We start from the raw sequence: 16,920 nt of genomic DNA on the forward strand, positions 1-16,920 counted from the left end.
GAAGGAATTTTGTGATGCTAGATTCTTATAGACTAGATAATAAAAATATATTAAAAGGGAAGCGGGCTATTTCTTTAAATGAGTTGATTTCAGATGATGGGATTCTATCTGATAAGGCTGTGTCGGGTAATTTAGAATTAAATAATGGAAAAATAACTTTAGATTTGAATGGAAGGTTAGCTGGAGGATCATTTAGCTATATTGATGAGATTGAAAAAATATATGGGTACTTAAGTAATAATCTGTATGTAGTCTTAGAAAGATGCTATCTTACTAGCCAAAATATTATTTCTAATGGATATAATGTTGAGAGATATATTTCGAATTATGCATATATAATTTCATTAACTAATAATGATTTATCATTTCTTAAGGATAAAGATGTTTGTGCAACTAGAACTAAGTTTAGCTTCTCTTATCTAGATGATTGGTATAATATTGATCCTCCTGTATTAAACGATAATACTAGTAGAGATTCTTTTTCTATAAAATACGTTAATGAATATTCTAATGAAAACAGTTTCAATATTTTAGATAATGAATTTACTATAAAAATTAAGAGAGATATTAGGAGAATTTATAAAGTTAATAAAGGTTCTACTGTTAAAATGGATTATTATATAGAAGTTATATCTAATAATTACAAAGAGAAAACTATTAGTGAGTTCTATGAAATCTCACAATGGTTTATGAGACTGATTGATTATTTATCCCAATCTAAAAGAAAATTTTTACACTTCAAATTTTATCTAGAAGATGAAAATAATAAATTTAAATCTAAATATTTAGACAATGGAGATCATGATTATGGATATCCAATATATTATGGTCAGTATATATTTCCTCAATTAGATGCGCAAGTACTAGAACCTAAATTTTATTCATTGAGGTTGAGTGATATAAAAGAAGATTTAGAAGTTATAATTTATAGTTGGTTTAAATATAAAGATAATCTTAAACCTGTAATTGATTTATATATTCAAAATAATATTTCCAGCTTAGATATAGAAAGTATTCTTGTAAACCAAACAAGAATGATGGAAATATTTTATAATAATTTTTTCAATAGTGCTAGAGAAATTAAAAATAACTATACATCAAATTTAGACAATACTATTTTAGCAATTAAAAATTATCTAGATGAAAGTAACATAGAAATACCTATTAAAGAAGAAATAACCAAGAGACTAGGCACTAATAAAAAAAATAATCCTACTTTCAGAGAAAAACTAACTGTTATTTTAGAAAATGTTCCTGATCAGTTAAAAAGTGTATTTAATTTAGTAGAGAAGAAGTGGGAAAATGATAGTTCTATCGAAAAAAACTTTGCTAATAGGTTGAAAGATACAAGAAATCACCATATACATGGTCCTAGAAATAATAAGAATAAATCACGTCTAAAAACTTTTAATGAGTTAAATAATGCTAATACTATTTTAGAATATATAATTTATTACCATGTTGTTAGTCAATTAGGGATAAGCGATGATAAATTATTAAATTATCCATTTATTAAAAATAAAATATATCTCTAGTAGGAAATTAATTATTAATATATTTTAATTGGAAATAATAGAATTAAATGACAATTAATAAGAAAAGTACAGAAAGATTAAGTATTTGAAACGTTTGTAAAGAAAAAGGAAACGTAACAAATGCTTAATTTTGCAAAAAATGGAGAATATTTAATTGAAGAAAATACTAATAATTGAAGATGATAAAAATTTAAATAAAGGACTTTCCATAGCCTTAAATAAAGAATATGAAATTTTTTCTGTAAACACAATTAGTGAAGCTAAAAATTTTATTGATGATGCGGATTTGATTTTACTTGATATGAACTTACCAGATGGAGATGGACTTGAAATAATAAAATATACTAGACAATCTTCATCAATTCCTATAATAGTTTTATCAGCCATAGATCTAGAAGCATATATAATTTCAGCCATAAATTTAGGGGCAGACGACTATCTAACAAAACCTTTTTCTTTGGGGATATTAGAAGCAAAGATAAAAAGAGCTTTTGAAAAAATAGTGTCTAGTGATTTAAATCTTTATAAGAAAGATGGTCTAGACTTTAATTTCAATGAAAATACTTTTTATGTAGACAATAAAAATATAGATCTCACAAGGACAGAGACAATAATTTTACACTACTTGATAAAAAACAAGTCTCAAGTTATTACTAAGGAATTACTATTTGATTTTGTTTGGGGAGTAGATGATGGATTTATTGATCAAAATACATTGAGCGTCAATATTTCTAGGATAAGAAATAAATTAAAACCCTATGACCCAATAGAAACAGTTTTTGGAGTTGGATATAAATGGCAATTTTAATAGGTATTCTAGTAATTTTAATTGGAATTCTTTTATATAAATATATTGTTTTGAAAAATCAAATGAGTGAACTTTCAGCTTATATTGATAAGGCTTTGGATGGAAATTTAGAAATTACAGAATTTGATGAAAAGGAATTATCTAAAATAAAATCAAAACTCATTAAATTCTTATACGCAAACCAAGTAAAAGAAAAGAAGATAAATACAGAAAAAAGTAAAACAAAAGATTTAATAGCAGATATATCACATCAAACCAAGACACCAATTACCAACCTTTCTTTATACATTAGTCTTTTAGAAGATGATCCGAAAGATGAGTATATTGAAATTATAAAGTATGAACTTAATAAACTAGAATTTTTAATACAAAATCTAGTAAAATCTTCTAGGCTAGAATCCGATATTATTTCCTTACAAAAACATCAAGCAAATTTAAAAGACATAGTAGAAGATGTTTTGAGAGAATTTAAAGTAATATTATATGAAAAATGTATAAGCATAAATTTAAAAGACGAAGACTTAATTTTCAATTTTGACGAAAGGTGGCTTAAAGAAGCCATTCACAATCTTGTAGATAATGCTATAAAATACTCGCCCAATGGTTCTACTATTAATATTTCAATTTATAAATCTTACCTAAACTACAATCTAGACATAGAAAATGAGTACAAAGACTTATCAGAAGAAACTTTGCCAAAGATATTTGAAAGATTTTATAGAGGGAAAAATTCAGTTTCCAAGGACGGTTTGGGTTTAGGTCTATATATAGGCAGAGAAATTATAGAAAAACATGGTGGTAATATAAGAGCGTCTTTGGATGAAAATAGAATAAAATTTTCAGTAGACTTCCCTTTGTGAGAAGTCTTTTTTCTTACAAAACTGTAAGAAGTCTTGTAAGTACTTTGTAAGATATGAATGTTATATTAAATGTAAAGAGGTGATAGATATGTTAAAAGTAGAAAATTTAAAAAGATATTATAAGACAAATGACTTGGAAGTAAGAGCTCTTGACGGAGTATCTTTCGATGTGGAAAAAGGAGAATTTATTTCTATAATTGGAGCATCAGGATCTGGTAAATCAACTTTATTACATTTATTAGGTGGGCTTGATTATCCTACAAGCGGAAAAGTTTTAATTGATGATACTGACATTTATGCATTGAAAGATGATGAGAGAACCATTTTTAGGAGAAGAAATATTGGTTTTGTCTTTCAAGCATATAATCTTTTGCCAATGCTAAATGTATATGAGAATATAATTATTCCCTTTGGTCTTGATGGGGACAAAGTAGATAAGAAATATGTTGATTCCGTAATAGACATTCTAGAGATAAGTGATCAAAAAAATAAAATGCCAAACGAATTATCAGGTGGACAGCAACAAAGAGTTGCTATAGCAAGAGCCTTGGTTACAAAACCTTCTTTAATTCTAGCTGACGAACCTACAGGAAATTTAGATTCAAAATCTTCTTCCCAAGTTGTCTATTTATTAAAAAAGATTAATAAAGATCTTGGAAATACTATTCTTATGATTACTCACGATGATGCCGTCGCTCAAGCTGCAGAAAAAACTCTAAGGATAGAAGATGGAAGGCTGGTGGGAAATAATGAAAGTTAAAAATAGAGCTTACATTAAACGTTTAGCAAAAAATATTTTAAATGCTAATAAAAGCAGGAGAAATATTCTCTTATTAGCCATTGCTTTGACTTCTATACTATTTACAAGTCTGTTTTCTGTAGCCTTAGGTTTAGGAAAAAGCATGGAAACCCAAACAATGAAAACTATTGGAACAATCAGCCACGGATCTTTTAAAGAACTTTCTGACGAAGATGTAGAAATATTAACTCACGATAAGGATATAAAGGATTTTTCAGTAAGAGAGAAAGTTGGAATTCTTGACGATGAAAAAATAAGTGCAGAACTATCTTATATGGATAAGAAAGGATTTGAATGGTCTCTAATAGAAAAAGTTAAAGGGAAATTTCCTGAAAAAGAAAACGACGTATTTATAGATTTAGCAACTGCTAAAAAATTAGGTTATAAGGGTGAAATTGGAGAAGAGATAGAAATTCCATACAGTATTGAAAAACCTTACACAGGAGAGATTATTGAAAAGAAAAGTGATAAATTTATTATATCTGGAACTTTTTAAAATCCAATTGACTCCAATGTTGGTGTAGGACAAATCTATTTATCAAAAGCTTATGTAGATAAATTATCACTTCCAGAAAATAATAAAGATTTGGAAGTAATGCTAAAAAATTCCTTTATGATAAGGAATAAGCTTTTAAAAATTGCCGAGAAAAATGGTTATAAAGTGGTAGATGACCCTGGAAATTTATCCGAAAAGGAAATAAGAATTGGTGTTAACTTTGCTTATATTTTTTCTGGTGATAGTAGTTTTGATTTTAAAACATTTCTACCATACTTAGCTTTTTTGATTTTGGTAATAGTCGCAGGATACTTAATAATAAACAATATTTTTAAGATATCCGTTAATGAAGATATTAAACTTCTAGGACTTTTAAAAACAATTGGAATGACAAAGCCACAAATCAAAAAACTTGTTCATCTAGAGTCTATAGCAGCTTCCCTTCCTTCAATAATAGTTGGAGATATAGTGGGAATTTCTATCGGGAAAATTATTTTAAATAAAATATTTGCAAATAATGAGATGTTAACGGATGTAAAATTATCACTCATGGTAATAATCTTAATTATCTTATTTTCGACAGCCTTCACTTTGCTTACAGTATTTCTATCTGTTATGAGACCTGCTAGGTTCGCAGCAAAAGTTTCTCCCATAGATGCCAGCAGATACAATGAAACCACGATAAAAAAGAAATATAAGAGTGAGAATATTTCTCTAGGAAAACTTGCTAGAAGACAAGTCTTTTCCAATAAATTTAGATTTATTTCAATTATTCTATCTATGAGTCTATCCGCTGTTATTTTAAACAGTGTTTTAACTTATACTGGTAATATTGATCTAGAAAAGGGAATTTCTGATGTCATTACAACAGACTATAATATAGCAAGCCCAAAATACTTTAGGTATATGTATTTAGGTAGTGAAGAAGGAATTGATAAAAAGTTTATTGATGAGATAGAAAACTATAAGGGCTTTAAAAGTGGGGGAGCTTTATACTACTATGGTTATGAATACGATTATCCAGATATAAAAATAGAAGATAATAAAGTTGCTCCAATATTATTAGGAATAGATGATTATTTAATAAACAAACAAAAATTTATAGATGGAGAATTTGATAAAGACAAATGGCAAACAGGAAATTATATAATCATAGGAGAATATGGAGATGAAAAATCTGCATTTAAAGCTGGTGATAAAATAAAAATCAATGTTAATAATAAGGTCAAAGAAGTCCAAGTGATGGGCAAGTTTGAGTATAACTTTTCAAATGGTCTTAGATATTTTCCTGTGATTAAGGAAGATATAAATGACGAATCTAGTCCTACTTTAAGTTTGGAATATATTTATATGAATCCGAATGAGTATAGTAAGCTTACAGGAGATAAAAGTATAATGTCCTATGGATTTGATGTAGAAGATAGTGAAAAGGAAAATTTTGATAATCTATTAAAAACTTTTGAAAATGAGCCAGACTTTTCCTATGATTCAAGGGATCTTCAGATCAAATCTACAATGGAATTTAAAAACCTAATAGAATTTGCTGGTTACAGTCTATCTATAGTATTATTCTTAATATCTGTATTGAATTTTATAAATGTTATTGCTACTGAAATACTACGAAACATGGTGAACTTATCAATTCTTGAAGCTATTGGAATGACAAAGAAAAACATCAAAAAATATTTGGTCAAAAAGAATTTGATTTATTCTTTAAGTGGCTTAGTATTTTCTTTCATCATTATGCTTCTTGTAGATAAATTTATCTTGATGGATTTTATGGCAGCAACTAAGTGGACTTCCTATAAATTTGTAATCATGCCGCTTATCCTTGTAAACTTTGTAAATATAATTATTGGGATATTATTTACAGGTAGATTTTATGAAAAGCACAGTCAAAACAGTCTTGTAGATAGGATAAGAAGTTTAGAATAAATATGTTTTATGTTAACTAGAAATAAAAAAGGCTGTGAGCATTTAAACTCATAGCCTTTTATCTTGAAACCTACGACTCTCTAAATCAGGTTATCTAAAATACTTAATTCAATGAGCTTTTCGGCTCACTTTTTTTGTACAAACTTTTATATTTATCTTAAAAATATATAATAGATAGTAAAGGAGTTAGTATGGAAAAAGTAATAGTATTTGGATCTTTTGTTGTTGATCTTATGGCAAGAGCGGATAGGTTGCCAAAGGCTGGAGAAACTGTTAGGGGCAATTTCTTTAAAATGGGACCTGGAGGTAAAGGTTTTAACCAAGCTGTAGCTTGTCACATGGCAGGAGGAGACCTTACAACTGTAATTAAGCTTGGCAAAGACGAATTTTCAAAACTTGCAACAAATCTTATGGATGAGATAAATATGAGTAGGGACTATGTTTTATATAGTGATGACAAGCCAACAGGCGTTGCCTTGATTCCAGTAGATGAAGTAAGTGGCGAAAATCAAATTATGATTGTTCCAGGAGCTAGTGAAACAATAAGTAGCGAGGAAGTATACAAGTTAGAAGATATAATCGAAGATGCATCTTATATCCTTCTCCAATACGAAGTAAATCAAGACGCCAATGAACTTGTAAAAAAAATATCCCTAGAAAAATCCAAGAAGGTCATTGTAAACACTGCGCCTTATGTAGATGTTGACAAGAAGTTTTATGATGGTCTCTATCTTGTTACTCCAAATGAAAGCGAAGCAGAATCTCTTACTGGAGTTAAGGTAAATGATTTGAAATCTTTAAGGAAAGCTTCTAAGCTTATAAAAGATATGGGTGTTAAGAATGTAATCATAACCCTAGGAAAAGAAGGTGTCTTTGTAGATTCTGACGGAAAAAGTGAAATTATCCCTAGTTACAAGGTAAAGGCAGTAGATACAACTGGAGCAGGAGATGCCTTTAATGGAGGCTTGTTAGCGGCCCTATCGGAAGGAAAAGATATCTTTAGTGCAGCTAAATTTGCAAATGCTACAGCAGGACTTGCTGTTACAAAAATGGGAACATCTGTTGCTATGCCAACAAGAGTTGAGATAGACCAATTTATACAAAGGATGGATCATGCAAACTAGATTAATGAACATGGTTATGATAAAAGATGTAGAGAATAATCAAGTTTTGGTTTTGGATAAGGTCAAAAAGTACGGCTGGGAAGGTCTTACCTTCCCCGGTGGCAAGGTCGAAGAAAATGAAAGTCTAACCGATTCTGTCATAAGAGAAGCCAAGGAAGAAACAAACCTAGATATCAAAAATCCAAGGCTAGTTGGTCTTATAACTTGGATAGTTGAAGGAAGAAGAGATATGGGCTTTATCTATGAAACAGAGGAGTTTTCTGGAGAGCTGGTAGAAGAAAATAGAGAAGGCAAACTCTTCTGGACATCTTTTGAAAAGATGAAGGAGATGGACGGTCTAAGTGAATCCATGGATAAAATATTCATGATATATGAAAGACGTGCACAAGAAATCACTTGGTTTTATGATGAGGGAAGAGTAATCTATCAATAGTAAAGATGCTTGATTGAAAAAATATAAGCGATTTGTTATAATTAAAGAAGTGTATGACACAGACCATAACAGTTATTATTAAAATAAAAAAGTAATAATTTTACTTAAAATTTATTTTCAAAAAGCTATAATTTATTAAATTTGTAACTATTTTAGACATTGAGATGAGGTAAATATGATACTTGATAAGAATGATAAACAATTAGTAGAAAGATACCAAGATTTTGTTAAAAACTCACCTTATGGGCATTTTATGCAAGATATGCGTTGGGCAAATATCAAAAGTAATTGGGACAGCGTGTATTTTTACCATGAAGAAGATGGAGAAATCAAAGGAGCACTTTCTGTAATTTACATAAAGGACTCTAAGGTAGGAAAGAATTTCTTTTATGCACCAAGAGGACCTGTGTGCGATTTTAAAGATGTAAAGCTCGTGAAAACTCTTATAGAAGAAGCCAAAGACTTTGCGAGTGAAAACGACGGTTTTCTTCTAAGAATCGATCCTTTGGTTAGAAATGACGAAGATATAGTGAGCTTATATGCGGAAAATGGCATAGAAATTCGCCACGACAAGACAACTTCTTCCCAACCTTTAATGAATATGGTTTTAGATATTAAAGGAAGAGATATTGATGAGATTTTTGCTAATTTCTCTAAAAATACAAGAAAACACACTAGAAAATCTTACAGAGATGGAATAGAAACTAGGGAATTGGGCGAAGAAGGAATTGATATTTTATATTCTGAGGTCGTAGATACTGCCGAGAGAGCTGGCATAAACCACAGACCTTATGAATATTTCAAGAGTCTTTATGATAATTACAAGGATGAAATTAGATTATCAGGATGTTTCTATGAAGATGAGCCAGTATGCACATCAATGCTAATTTGCTATGGAAATAGGGCGACCGCTCTTTATGGTGGATCTAGCGATGAATACAAAAACATGGGTCAAAACTACCAAATAAACTACGAAGAAGTAAAATATGCCGCTGATAATGGCTACAGCCACTATGATATGGGTGGAATATTTGAAGATGACGATAGCGACGGACTATATAGTTTCAAGAGGAAATTTACAGAGGACAATGTAGAAGATCTCATAGGCGAAATAGACGTGGTTATAGATGAGAAACTTTATGACGATTATATAAAAGAAAAGAACCCACACTTTAAGAGAGAAGAAGAAAACTCTGAGGAATAAATGTGAGCCTAATTGAGATTAGGGGGCTAAAGAAATATTATAAGCTAGGAGATAATATTATAAAGGCTCTGGATGGAATAGACCTAGATATAGAAGATGGAGAGTTTGTAGCTCTCTTGGGAACAAGTGGATCAGGCAAATCAACGCTTCTAAATATGCTTGCAGGTCTTGAAAGACCAAGTAAGGGAACGATTAAATATGGAAATATATCCCTAACTGACTTAGATGAAAATCAAATTACAAAATTTAGAAACTTAAATGTTGGATTTGTTTTTCAATCTTATAATCTTTTGCCTTACTTATCCGCTTGGGAGAATGTTTCTTTGCCACTTACCTTTAAGGGGCTTGACAAAGAAGATAGAAAAAAGGAAGCGGCAAAAATCTTAAAGGAAGTTGGTCTTTCTGATAGGATGAATAACAAACCCAATGAGCTATCCGGTGGTCAACAACAAAGAGTTTCTATTGCTAGAGCCTTTGTTGGTAGACCTAGGATAATCTTTGCTGATGAGCCGACAGGAAATCTAGATACCAAGACGAGTTTTGAGATAATGAATCTAATAAAAAAGATAACCAGAGAAAATAATCAGACCTTTATTATGGTAACCCATGATGATGAGATGACAGAATTTGCTGACAAAGTTCTTTATATGAGAGATGGACACCTAGAAAAAGTCCACGAGAAATATACAATTGACGAGGTACTCAATAAATGATGGGTGAAGAAAACACACAGTATGAAACAGTAAGCAATAATGAAATTGCAGAAGAAAATAATAGCGAAAATACTCAATCAGCTATAAGAAATCAACCTAAGCTTATAATATCTGATTACGACCTAAGTCCAAGCATGGTTGAAGCTGGCAAGGATTTTAACCTATCCTTTACCTTGTATAACACCAATAGTGAAAATGCTATCTATAATCTAAAGGTAACAATAGATCAAACCCTTGCTGCAGCTCCTCAAACAAGCGGGCAAAATAACGCCAACTTGACTAGCGATGGATCAGTTTTTACTCCTATAGGTAGGTCAAATACCTTTTATGTAGCAAGTCTTTATCCTTGGGAATGGACTACCAAATACATAGATATGAATGTTCTGCCAAATGCTAATCCTGGAAGTTATGTAGTAAACCTAACTATGGAATACGAGGACTACTGGGGAAATCAATACAAAACTCAAGAATCAATCGGTATTCCTGTAACCCAAGAGGCAAGTGTCAACTTTGGCAAGGTTAAGATGGATGATATAAGTATAGGTGTTCCAAATTCTGTTTCTGTAAATCTATATAACACTGGCAAGTATAACCTAAATACTGTCATGTGTAGGGTAAAGGGCGATGGCTTTAGTGTAGATGAAGATGAGAGATTTATAGGAAATTTCAATGCTGGAAGTCAAGAGACCTTCTCCTTTAACTTGACTCCTGAAAAGGAAGGAAAGATTAAAGGAAAAATCGAGATAACTTATAAAGATTCTACAGGAAAAGAACATACTGATGTCAAGGACTTTGAAAAAGAAGTAAGCCAAAATTTTGACCAAGAGGGAATGATAGACCCACAAACAGGAGAGATGATTGGAGAAGCTCCAGTAGATAATTCTCCATCTCTTGTGACTAGCCCATTTTTATGGATTGGCTTGCTAGTTTTAGTAGCTTTAATAATTGCTCTTATAAGGAAAAAAAGAAAATCCAAAAAAGACGAGGAGCTTATTATAAGCGATGAAGATTAGAGATAGACTAGAGATGGCTCTAAGAAACTTGGTTAGGAGAAAATCAAGGACAATCCTAACTATTTTATCTGTAGTAATTGGGGCAAGCTCTATAATACTTATGATTGCCTTTGCCTTGGGCATCAACCAACAACAAAAAGATATGATTGACTCTTTTGGGGGCCTTAGCTCCATTCAAATCTTAACAGAAGGAAATGGCGGTACAGCAAAGATTGATCAGGCAAATATTACAAAGCTTAAAAACATCGAGGGAGTAGGGGCAGTTGTCCCATCTAAATCTTTCTTTAGTGAGATTTTGGTAAAAGGCGATGAAGATATCAAAATCAGCGGAGAAATCCAAGTAGTTCCAGATGATGTCATAGAAAATTTAAGTAAAGATATGATGGAGTGGGGAGATAGGATAAATAAAGCTGACGATGATAAAATTATCCTAGGATCTCAGCTTAGTGCAGGAAAAACCGTCAAAGATAGCTATGGTTTTAGTCAAGAACCAATCGAAGATTTTGATTTTAAAACTCATGAGTACATTCTAAGACTTGGTTATAAGGAAATGGACGATGACGGAGTTAACTTTACAAATGAGAATGAGGAAAATGGCGAGGAGAAAAAGGCTGATTATATAGATATACCTGTCCAAGTTACAGGCAAAATGAACTCCAAAGCATTTATTAATCCTTGGGCATCTGTGATTAATGAAAGTTTTTATAAGAAACTCAAAAAAGAAGATAAGAAACTTACGAACTCCCAACTTAACCAAAATTTCGATATGGACGGAAAACCTATAGAAGAAAAAGCTGGGGATGGAATTGCCTATGACAACTTGAAAGTTGTAGTAGAAGATGTAGAAAACCTACCCCAAGTAGAAGAAAGAATAAGAAAAGCAGGATTTGATACTCAATCTGAGGCGGGTTCTGCAGAAGAGATTAAGAAAAGCAATATGGTCGTAACAATGATCCTTGGAGGAATAGGATCTGTAGCCTTTATAGTTTCAGCGATTGGAATCATAAATACCATGCTTATGAGTATTTACGAAAGACAAAAAGAAATCGGTGTGATGAAGGTAATAGGAGCATCTGTAGATGATGTTAGGTCTATGTTTCTCATAGAATCTGGCTTTATAGGATTTTTTGGAGGGATTGTAGGATTGATTATTTCCCTATTAGTAGGCTTTGTAATTAATTCTCTTGCGGCAAATTCAGGGTTTTTCGGATCTATGAATGGCGAAGCGAGTAAGATTATCATAATACCTATTTGGCTATCTATCCTAGGAGTTGGATTTTCTTCAATGGTGGGTGTGCTTGCAGGATATATCCCAGCAAGAAGAGCTACGAGATTGTCAGCTATAGAAGCATTAAGATCAAATTAGCAAAATCGGTAGAGAAATCTATCGATTTTTTTATATAAAAAATACTTGGGTATAAATATAAAAAGACTTATAGGAGGATATAATGAGTAAATTAAGCCAAACTATCAAAAACTACCTAGAGGAAAATAATATAGGTCTAGAAGATATTAAGGATGAACTAAAGACAATTGATATTGACCTTGTAGGAGAAATGTTAAAAGATAAGGAAAATACCTATGTAATCAAAAAATCTGGTTCTGTAGAAAAATTTTCCAAAGAAAAAATCGAAAGATCAATTAAAAATGCAGCTGGAGATAACAAATACGACCTAAACACTTCAGACTTAGCTATAATCGTAGGTGATGTTATAAAGGCCCTAGATTCTGATCCAAGAAAGGTTTATAAGACTAGCGAGATTAAAAACTATATAAAAGATGCTCTAATCAAAGAAGGATACAGCCAAGTGTATAAATCTTTTATCTCCTACATCAAGGAAGATTAATGAATATAAAAATCGTAGCAGTAGGAAAGATTAAGGAGAAGTTCTACAAAGACGCTCTAGCTGAATATTTAAAAAGAATGGGAGCCTACAATTCTATCGAAGTTATAGAAGTAGCTGACGAGATGGCTCCAGAAAACTTGTCCTGTAAGGAACTAGAAGAGGTCAAGGACAAAGAGGCAGATAGGATTCTTTCAAAGATTAAGGATGATGCCTATGTCGTAAGCCTAGAAATCTTGGGAAAGGAAATGACAAGCGAAAACTTTGCGGGATTTATAGAAGATGAAATGCTAGATGGCTTTGGCAGAGACTTAGTCTTTGTAATCGGTGGATCCAATGGACTTTCAGCTAGAGTTAGCCAAAGATCAAACAAAAAACTATCCTTTGGCAAGATGACCTATCCCCACCAACTTATGAGAGTGATTTTAGCTGAGCAAATCTATAGGGCATTTAGGATTATCAATAACCACCCCTACCACAAATAGAAAGGATGATATATGAAGAAGTTTTTAGTTCTAGTCGCAAATGGCAACGAAACTATTGAAGTATTGACAGTAGTAGACTATCTAAGAAGGGCAGATATAAAAGTAGATATAGCATCGACAGAAGAAGGACTCGACCTTGTGACAAGTCACGATGTTACTTACAAGGCTGATATAATGTTTGATGATATCGAGGAAGATGACTATTTTGGCCTATATATACCAGGAGGAACCAAGGGAGCATATTCTCTTAGGGATAATGAGAATGTTCTTGATTTAGTTAGAAGATTTAACGATGAGGGAAAAATTATAGCTGCTATTTGTGCAGGACCTGTTGTTTTAAACGAGGCAGGTGTACTTTTTGACAAGAAAGCTACATCTTTTCCATCAATGAAAGATGAAATGGATAAGACTAAAACATATGTCGATGATGAGATTGTAGTAACAGACGGAAATATAACAACCTCAAGAGGTGCTGCTCTTACTAATTACCTAGCATTAAAATTAATAGAAATAATAAAGGATAAGGATACAGCAGGAGATATCAAACACCAAACCCAACATGAGGCAGTGGAAAAATATTTCGGCTTTGAATTTTAACAAAGATAAAACAGGATGATTTTATTCACCTTTTTAGAGCGTAGACAAAATCCAAAAACGCTTACTAAGCTACAGAAATTTAGAAATTCTAAATCTCATAATACTGTAAATCGCAAACTCGCCAATGCTCAAACAGTGCGATTTACGGACGCATTATTTCGATTTGAATTTCTTAAAATTTCTTCCGAATGGAACGCTTCCTTTTGGATTTTGTTACTTTGCAGGCAGCCTGACAGGATGATTTTATTCATCCTGTTTTTACTTTAATATTTTTGAGAATTGACCTTGAGGTACTCATAAAAGTATATGGCAAATAAAATGCTATAGATTAGGGAAAAGGCAACAAAAGATATGCTTAACGAATTGCTATCTAAAAGATTTCCCACAGAATTTATAAAAAATGGACTTACAAATCCGCCGATATTGCATCCTATAAAGATTAAATTATTAATAATTCTATTTTGACTACCTCTAGCAAACCTGCTTGCCTCTGAAAAAAGATAGGGAGTAGACATAGATAGGCTAAAGACATTCAAAACCATACCTAGAAGGTAGACATAGATATTCTCTCCCCAAAAGCCAACCATCATATTAGAGAAAATATAAATTAGTAGAGCCATAAGGATAGTCTTTCCCTTGAGTTTCTTATTGATATAACCAAAGGCAAAGCCAGATGCCATGCCAAATATCGGGATGATCGTCATGTAGAGGTTGGTGTTTATATCTATCCCCTTTGCCATAGTAGCAATTGTTGGAAACCTAACCATAAGACCGGTTAGATTCATAATCATAACTCCTGCAAAAAGAATATAAAATACCACTTGTCTATTCAAGATAAATCTATCATCATATTTTTCTTCTATTGGATCTTCTACATACTTAGTAAATAATACTAATATAAAAAATGCAATTAAATAAACTAAAAAAGCAAGCTCCCATTTTATTTTTATTAATAAACCTGCAAGGATTAGAAATAAAATTTGACCAATAAACTCCATGGAGTTTCTCATGCCATGTAGGCTCGATGCCTTTTCACCAGAGAAAAGTGCGCTGATGTAGTTTGCAGAATGACCATTGAAAAGTCCAATCCCTGCTCCAAGGATTATTCTCGATAGGAAAATACTAATATAAGTTTTTCTTATTACCGGAAGAAGCCCGCTAACAAAAACCAAGAGTAAGCCTATTTGCACGCATTTTTTCATGCCGATTTTCTTGGTTATCTTCTCACTTGATGCTATGGCGATTATGGTGGCTATGGATGATAGAGTTATAAGAAACTCAGCCATCTGTCTACTTATAGCAAGGTCTTTTTGCATAAACACCAAAACACCTGATATGCAACTGTTGCTTGCAGTCAAGAGGGCAATGGATAGAATCGCCATTTCTTCTAATTTATTTTTATCTAAAGTTTTCATAAAGCCTCACTTTTATAGTTGATAGATACAATCATAGCAAATTAAGTAAAACTAGTAAAGAGAAATCCTCCTTAATTTATAAATAATTTTCCAAATATTTATCAGCTTGACAAATCACCCTATTTGTAGCTTATAATGATTATATCAAAAGGAGAAATAATGAAAAATACTTTATTAAAATCGTACTTAAAATACTTAATACCAACTATAACAACTATGATATTATTTTCTACCTACACTATGGTAGATGGAATATTTGTGGGAAGGGGAGTAGGTGCAAGCGGGATATCTGCAGTCAATGTCTCAATGCCTTATGTAACTTTTGCCTTTTCCCTATCAATATTAATATCTGTCGGAAGCTTAAACCTAATAGGCTACCAGCTAGGAAAGGGTGATAAAGAAAAGGCAAATGAGTTTTTTTCTATTTGTATAAGTATGGCGCTTGTCGTTGCCTTTCTATTGGCATCTCTAAGCTATATTTTTATAGATAGATTAATTTACTTTCTAGGAGCAAGTCCTGAGATAAAACCTTTGGTTCATGATTATATTTCTGTAATCATATTTTTTACGCCTTTTTATATAATGAGCTATGCTTTTGAAATTATGGTAAAGGCAGATGGTAGACCAATCGTTTCTACTGTATGTATGACAATTTCTGCTGTGACTAATATAGTTCTTGACTATGTATTTATATTTAAGTTACACATGGGTGTTAGGGGAGCGGCGATTGCAACTGGTATTGCCCAAAGCTTACCTACTTTTGCCTATCTTTTTTATTTTTTATCAAATAAGGCAGGACTTAAATTTAGAAAATACGAGTTAAAGCTTTACAAGATCAAGGAAGTTCTATCTTATGGATTTCCAGCAAGCGTTCAGGAGCTTTCGTCTGGTTTTGTTATACTTTTATTTAACAATGTCATTTCTATATATTACGGAGTAGAGGGTTTGGCTGCCTTTTCTGTAATTTCTTATATAATGATATTTGTTGTAAATGTAATGCTTGCCATAAATCAATCCAGTCAACCTCTCTTATCCTTTTATTTCGGAAAAGAGGAGTATGAAAATGTCCTTGGTATCAGAAAATTTATGCTAAGAACAGTTTTAATCATAAGTATCCTTATGGTTTTAGTCATAGAACTTAGACCAGAGTTTTTTGTAAATGTATTTATAGCTGATTATGAGGAAAGCTTCTTGCCATTTGCAATCAAATCCCTTAGGATATTTGCCATAAGCTTTCTAATAATGGGCTTTAATATAACAAACGCAGGATATATGACGGCGGTTCAAAGACCGAGATATGATTTTTATATAACAATCCTAAGGGGATATGTATTAATGGCTGTCTTAGTTTATCTAATGCCAATGGCCTTTGGCAGGAAAATAATATGGAACGTAGCGACTATAACAGAGGCTATTACCATGATATTTTCGGTATTTCTAGTTAAAAGCGAGCTAAAAGAAATCCACAAACTAACCCAAAGACGAGATAAACATATCAAAGTTAAATACCAATAAAAAAGGACTGCTGCAAAACTATGAATAATCATCGTACCATCGTTAGAAGGTTCTCTTAGGAAATTTTCAGTGGAGCCTGCCGGCTCATGGAGGCAAAATTTCCGTGGAGGTTCTTCTAACGATAATGGTACGATTTATTCATTC

At 31.8% G+C, this 16,920-nt stretch carries 17 protein-coding genes; 16 read left to right on the plus strand and 1 reads right to left on the minus strand.

Annotation, left to right across the window (positions count from 1 at the left end):
* The first annotated feature begins 14 nt into the window (after positions 1 to 14).
* The 15 genes from E0D87_RS04185 to E0D87_RS04250 all read left to right on the plus strand — a co-directional run bounded on the left by E0D87_RS04185 (position 15) and on the right by E0D87_RS04250 (position 13,846).
* Positions 15 to 1,535, plus strand: coding sequence for an ApeA N-terminal domain 1-containing protein (locus tag E0D87_RS04185; protein WP_130819458.1), 1,521 nt, complete (start codon positions 15 to 17; stop codon positions 1,533 to 1,535).
* Positions 1,536 to 1,689: 154 nt separating this feature from the next.
* Positions 1,690 to 2,343 (plus strand): response regulator transcription factor, encoded by a 654-nt coding sequence (locus E0D87_RS04190; RefSeq protein WP_130819459.1) that lies wholly within the window; start codon positions 1,690 to 1,692, stop codon positions 2,341 to 2,343.
* Positions 2,331 to 3,203, plus strand: a complete 873-nt coding sequence (locus E0D87_RS04195; protein WP_130819460.1) for a sensor histidine kinase — start codon at positions 2,331 to 2,333, stop codon at positions 3,201 to 3,203. The genes E0D87_RS04190 and E0D87_RS04195 overlap by 13 nt, the downstream gene beginning before the upstream one ends.
* 88 nt (positions 3,204 to 3,291) lie before the next feature.
* Entirely contained in the window at positions 3,292 to 3,963 is a 672-nt protein-coding gene (locus tag E0D87_RS04200) for an ABC transporter ATP-binding protein (protein ID WP_130819461.1), read from the plus strand.
* Entirely contained in the window at positions 3,953 to 4,498 is a 546-nt protein-coding gene (locus E0D87_RS09200; protein WP_242618433.1) for a hypothetical protein, read from the plus strand. The genes E0D87_RS04200 and E0D87_RS09200 overlap by 11 nt, the downstream gene beginning before the upstream one ends.
* Before the next feature lie 117 nt (positions 4,499 to 4,615).
* Positions 4,616 to 6,433 carry an ABC transporter permease gene (locus tag E0D87_RS04205; RefSeq protein ID WP_242618434.1) on the plus strand — a complete coding sequence of 606 codons (1,818 nt, stop codon included), beginning with the start codon at positions 4,616 to 4,618 and terminating at the stop codon, positions 6,431 to 6,433.
* Between the two features lie 191 nt (positions 6,434 to 6,624).
* Positions 6,625 to 7,557 (plus strand): ribokinase, encoded by a 933-nt coding sequence (locus E0D87_RS04210; RefSeq protein ID WP_130819462.1) that lies wholly within the window; start codon positions 6,625 to 6,627, stop codon positions 7,555 to 7,557.
* Positions 7,547 to 7,990 (plus strand): 8-oxo-dGTP diphosphatase, encoded by a 444-nt coding sequence (locus E0D87_RS04215; RefSeq protein WP_130819463.1) that lies wholly within the window; start codon positions 7,547 to 7,549, stop codon positions 7,988 to 7,990. Before E0D87_RS04210 ends, E0D87_RS04215 begins: the two co-directional genes overlap by 11 nt.
* 175 nt (positions 7,991 to 8,165) lie before the next feature.
* Entirely contained in the window at positions 8,166 to 9,194 is a 1,029-nt protein-coding gene (locus E0D87_RS04220) for a lipid II:glycine glycyltransferase FemX (RefSeq protein WP_130819464.1), read from the plus strand.
* A gap of 2 nt (positions 9,195 to 9,196) precedes the next feature.
* Positions 9,197 to 9,907: an ABC transporter ATP-binding protein gene (locus E0D87_RS04225; protein ID WP_004834756.1), complete on the plus strand. Its 711-nt coding sequence runs from the start codon at positions 9,197 to 9,199 to the stop codon at positions 9,905 to 9,907.
* Positions 9,904 to 10,920, plus strand: a complete 1,017-nt coding sequence (locus E0D87_RS04230; RefSeq protein WP_130819465.1) for a COG1361 S-layer family protein — start codon at positions 9,904 to 9,906, stop codon at positions 10,918 to 10,920. Before E0D87_RS04225 ends, E0D87_RS04230 begins: the two co-directional genes overlap by 4 nt.
* Positions 10,910 to 12,286 (plus strand): ABC transporter permease, encoded by a 1,377-nt coding sequence (locus E0D87_RS04235; protein WP_130819466.1) that lies wholly within the window; start codon positions 10,910 to 10,912, stop codon positions 12,284 to 12,286. Before E0D87_RS04230 ends, E0D87_RS04235 begins: the two co-directional genes overlap by 11 nt.
* An 82-nt stretch (positions 12,287 to 12,368) precedes the next feature.
* Entirely contained in the window at positions 12,369 to 12,767 is a 399-nt protein-coding gene (locus tag E0D87_RS04240; RefSeq protein WP_130819467.1) for an ATP cone domain-containing protein, read from the plus strand.
* The gene (gene rlmH, locus E0D87_RS04245; RefSeq protein ID WP_130819468.1) at positions 12,767 to 13,249 is read left to right on the plus strand and encodes a 23S rRNA (pseudouridine(1915)-N(3))-methyltransferase RlmH; all 483 of its coding nucleotides are present in this window, start codon (positions 12,767 to 12,769) and stop codon (positions 13,247 to 13,249) included. The genes E0D87_RS04240 and rlmH overlap by 1 nt, the downstream gene beginning before the upstream one ends.
* A gap of 12 nt (positions 13,250 to 13,261) precedes the next feature.
* Positions 13,262 to 13,846: a DJ-1 family glyoxalase III gene (locus E0D87_RS04250; protein ID WP_130819469.1), complete on the plus strand. Its 585-nt coding sequence runs from the start codon at positions 13,262 to 13,264 to the stop codon at positions 13,844 to 13,846.
* Between the two features lie 263 nt (positions 13,847 to 14,109).
* Here E0D87_RS04250 and E0D87_RS04255 read toward each other — a convergent pair whose 3' ends face one another.
* Complete coding sequence (locus tag E0D87_RS04255; RefSeq protein ID WP_130819470.1) at positions 14,110 to 15,261, minus strand: MFS transporter; 1,152 nt, start codon at positions 15,259 to 15,261, stop codon at positions 14,110 to 14,112.
* A gap of 159 nt (positions 15,262 to 15,420) precedes the next feature.
* On the opposite strand from E0D87_RS04255, the gene E0D87_RS04260 reads away from it, so the two are divergent.
* Positions 15,421 to 16,776: an MATE family efflux transporter gene (locus E0D87_RS04260; protein ID WP_130819471.1), complete on the plus strand. Its 1,356-nt coding sequence runs from the start codon at positions 15,421 to 15,423 to the stop codon at positions 16,774 to 16,776.
* The last annotated feature ends 144 nt before the right edge of the window (positions 16,777 to 16,920 follow it).

Origin of the sequence: Anaerococcus vaginimassiliensis, from assembly GCF_900626155.1 — a bacterium.
GTDB classification, from domain to species: domain Bacteria; phylum Bacillota; class Clostridia; order Tissierellales; family Peptoniphilaceae; genus Anaerococcus; species Anaerococcus vaginimassiliensis.

Bases quoted from the DNA above. Each gene is read 5' to 3' on its own strand.
- E0D87_RS04195 (WP_130819460.1), top strand. From the start codon at position 2,331: ATGGCAATTTTAATAGGTATTCTAGTAATTTTAATTGGAATTCTTTTA.
- E0D87_RS04240 (WP_130819467.1), top strand. From the start codon at position 12,369: ATGAGTAAATTAAGCCAAACTATCAAAAACTACCTAGAGGAAAATAAT.
- E0D87_RS04185 (WP_130819458.1), top strand. From the start codon at position 15: ATGCTAGATTCTTATAGACTAGATAATAAAAATATATTAAAAGGGAAG.
- E0D87_RS09200 (WP_242618433.1), top strand. From the start codon at position 3,953: ATGAAAGTTAAAAATAGAGCTTACATTAAACGTTTAGCAAAAAATATT.
- E0D87_RS04250 (WP_130819469.1), top strand. From the start codon at position 13,262: ATGAAGAAGTTTTTAGTTCTAGTCGCAAATGGCAACGAAACTATTGAA.
- E0D87_RS04260 (WP_130819471.1), top strand. From the start codon at position 15,421: ATGAAAAATACTTTATTAAAATCGTACTTAAAATACTTAATACCAACT.
- E0D87_RS04210 (WP_130819462.1), top strand. From the start codon at position 6,625: ATGGAAAAAGTAATAGTATTTGGATCTTTTGTTGTTGATCTTATGGCA.
- E0D87_RS04230 (WP_130819465.1), top strand. From the start codon at position 9,904: ATGATGGGTGAAGAAAACACACAGTATGAAACAGTAAGCAATAATGAA.
- E0D87_RS04205 (WP_242618434.1), top strand. From the start codon at position 4,616: ATGATAAGGAATAAGCTTTTAAAAATTGCCGAGAAAAATGGTTATAAA.
- E0D87_RS04220 (WP_130819464.1), top strand. From the start codon at position 8,166: ATGATACTTGATAAGAATGATAAACAATTAGTAGAAAGATACCAAGAT.
- E0D87_RS04255 (WP_130819470.1), bottom strand. From the start codon at position 15,261: ATGAAAACTTTAGATAAAAATAAATTAGAAGAAATGGCGATTCTATCC.
- E0D87_RS04215 (WP_130819463.1), top strand. From the start codon at position 7,547: ATGCAAACTAGATTAATGAACATGGTTATGATAAAAGATGTAGAGAAT.
- E0D87_RS04200 (WP_130819461.1), top strand. From the start codon at position 3,292: ATGTTAAAAGTAGAAAATTTAAAAAGATATTATAAGACAAATGACTTG.
- E0D87_RS04235 (WP_130819466.1), top strand. From the start codon at position 10,910: ATGAAGATTAGAGATAGACTAGAGATGGCTCTAAGAAACTTGGTTAGG.
- rlmH (WP_130819468.1), top strand. From the start codon at position 12,767: ATGAATATAAAAATCGTAGCAGTAGGAAAGATTAAGGAGAAGTTCTAC.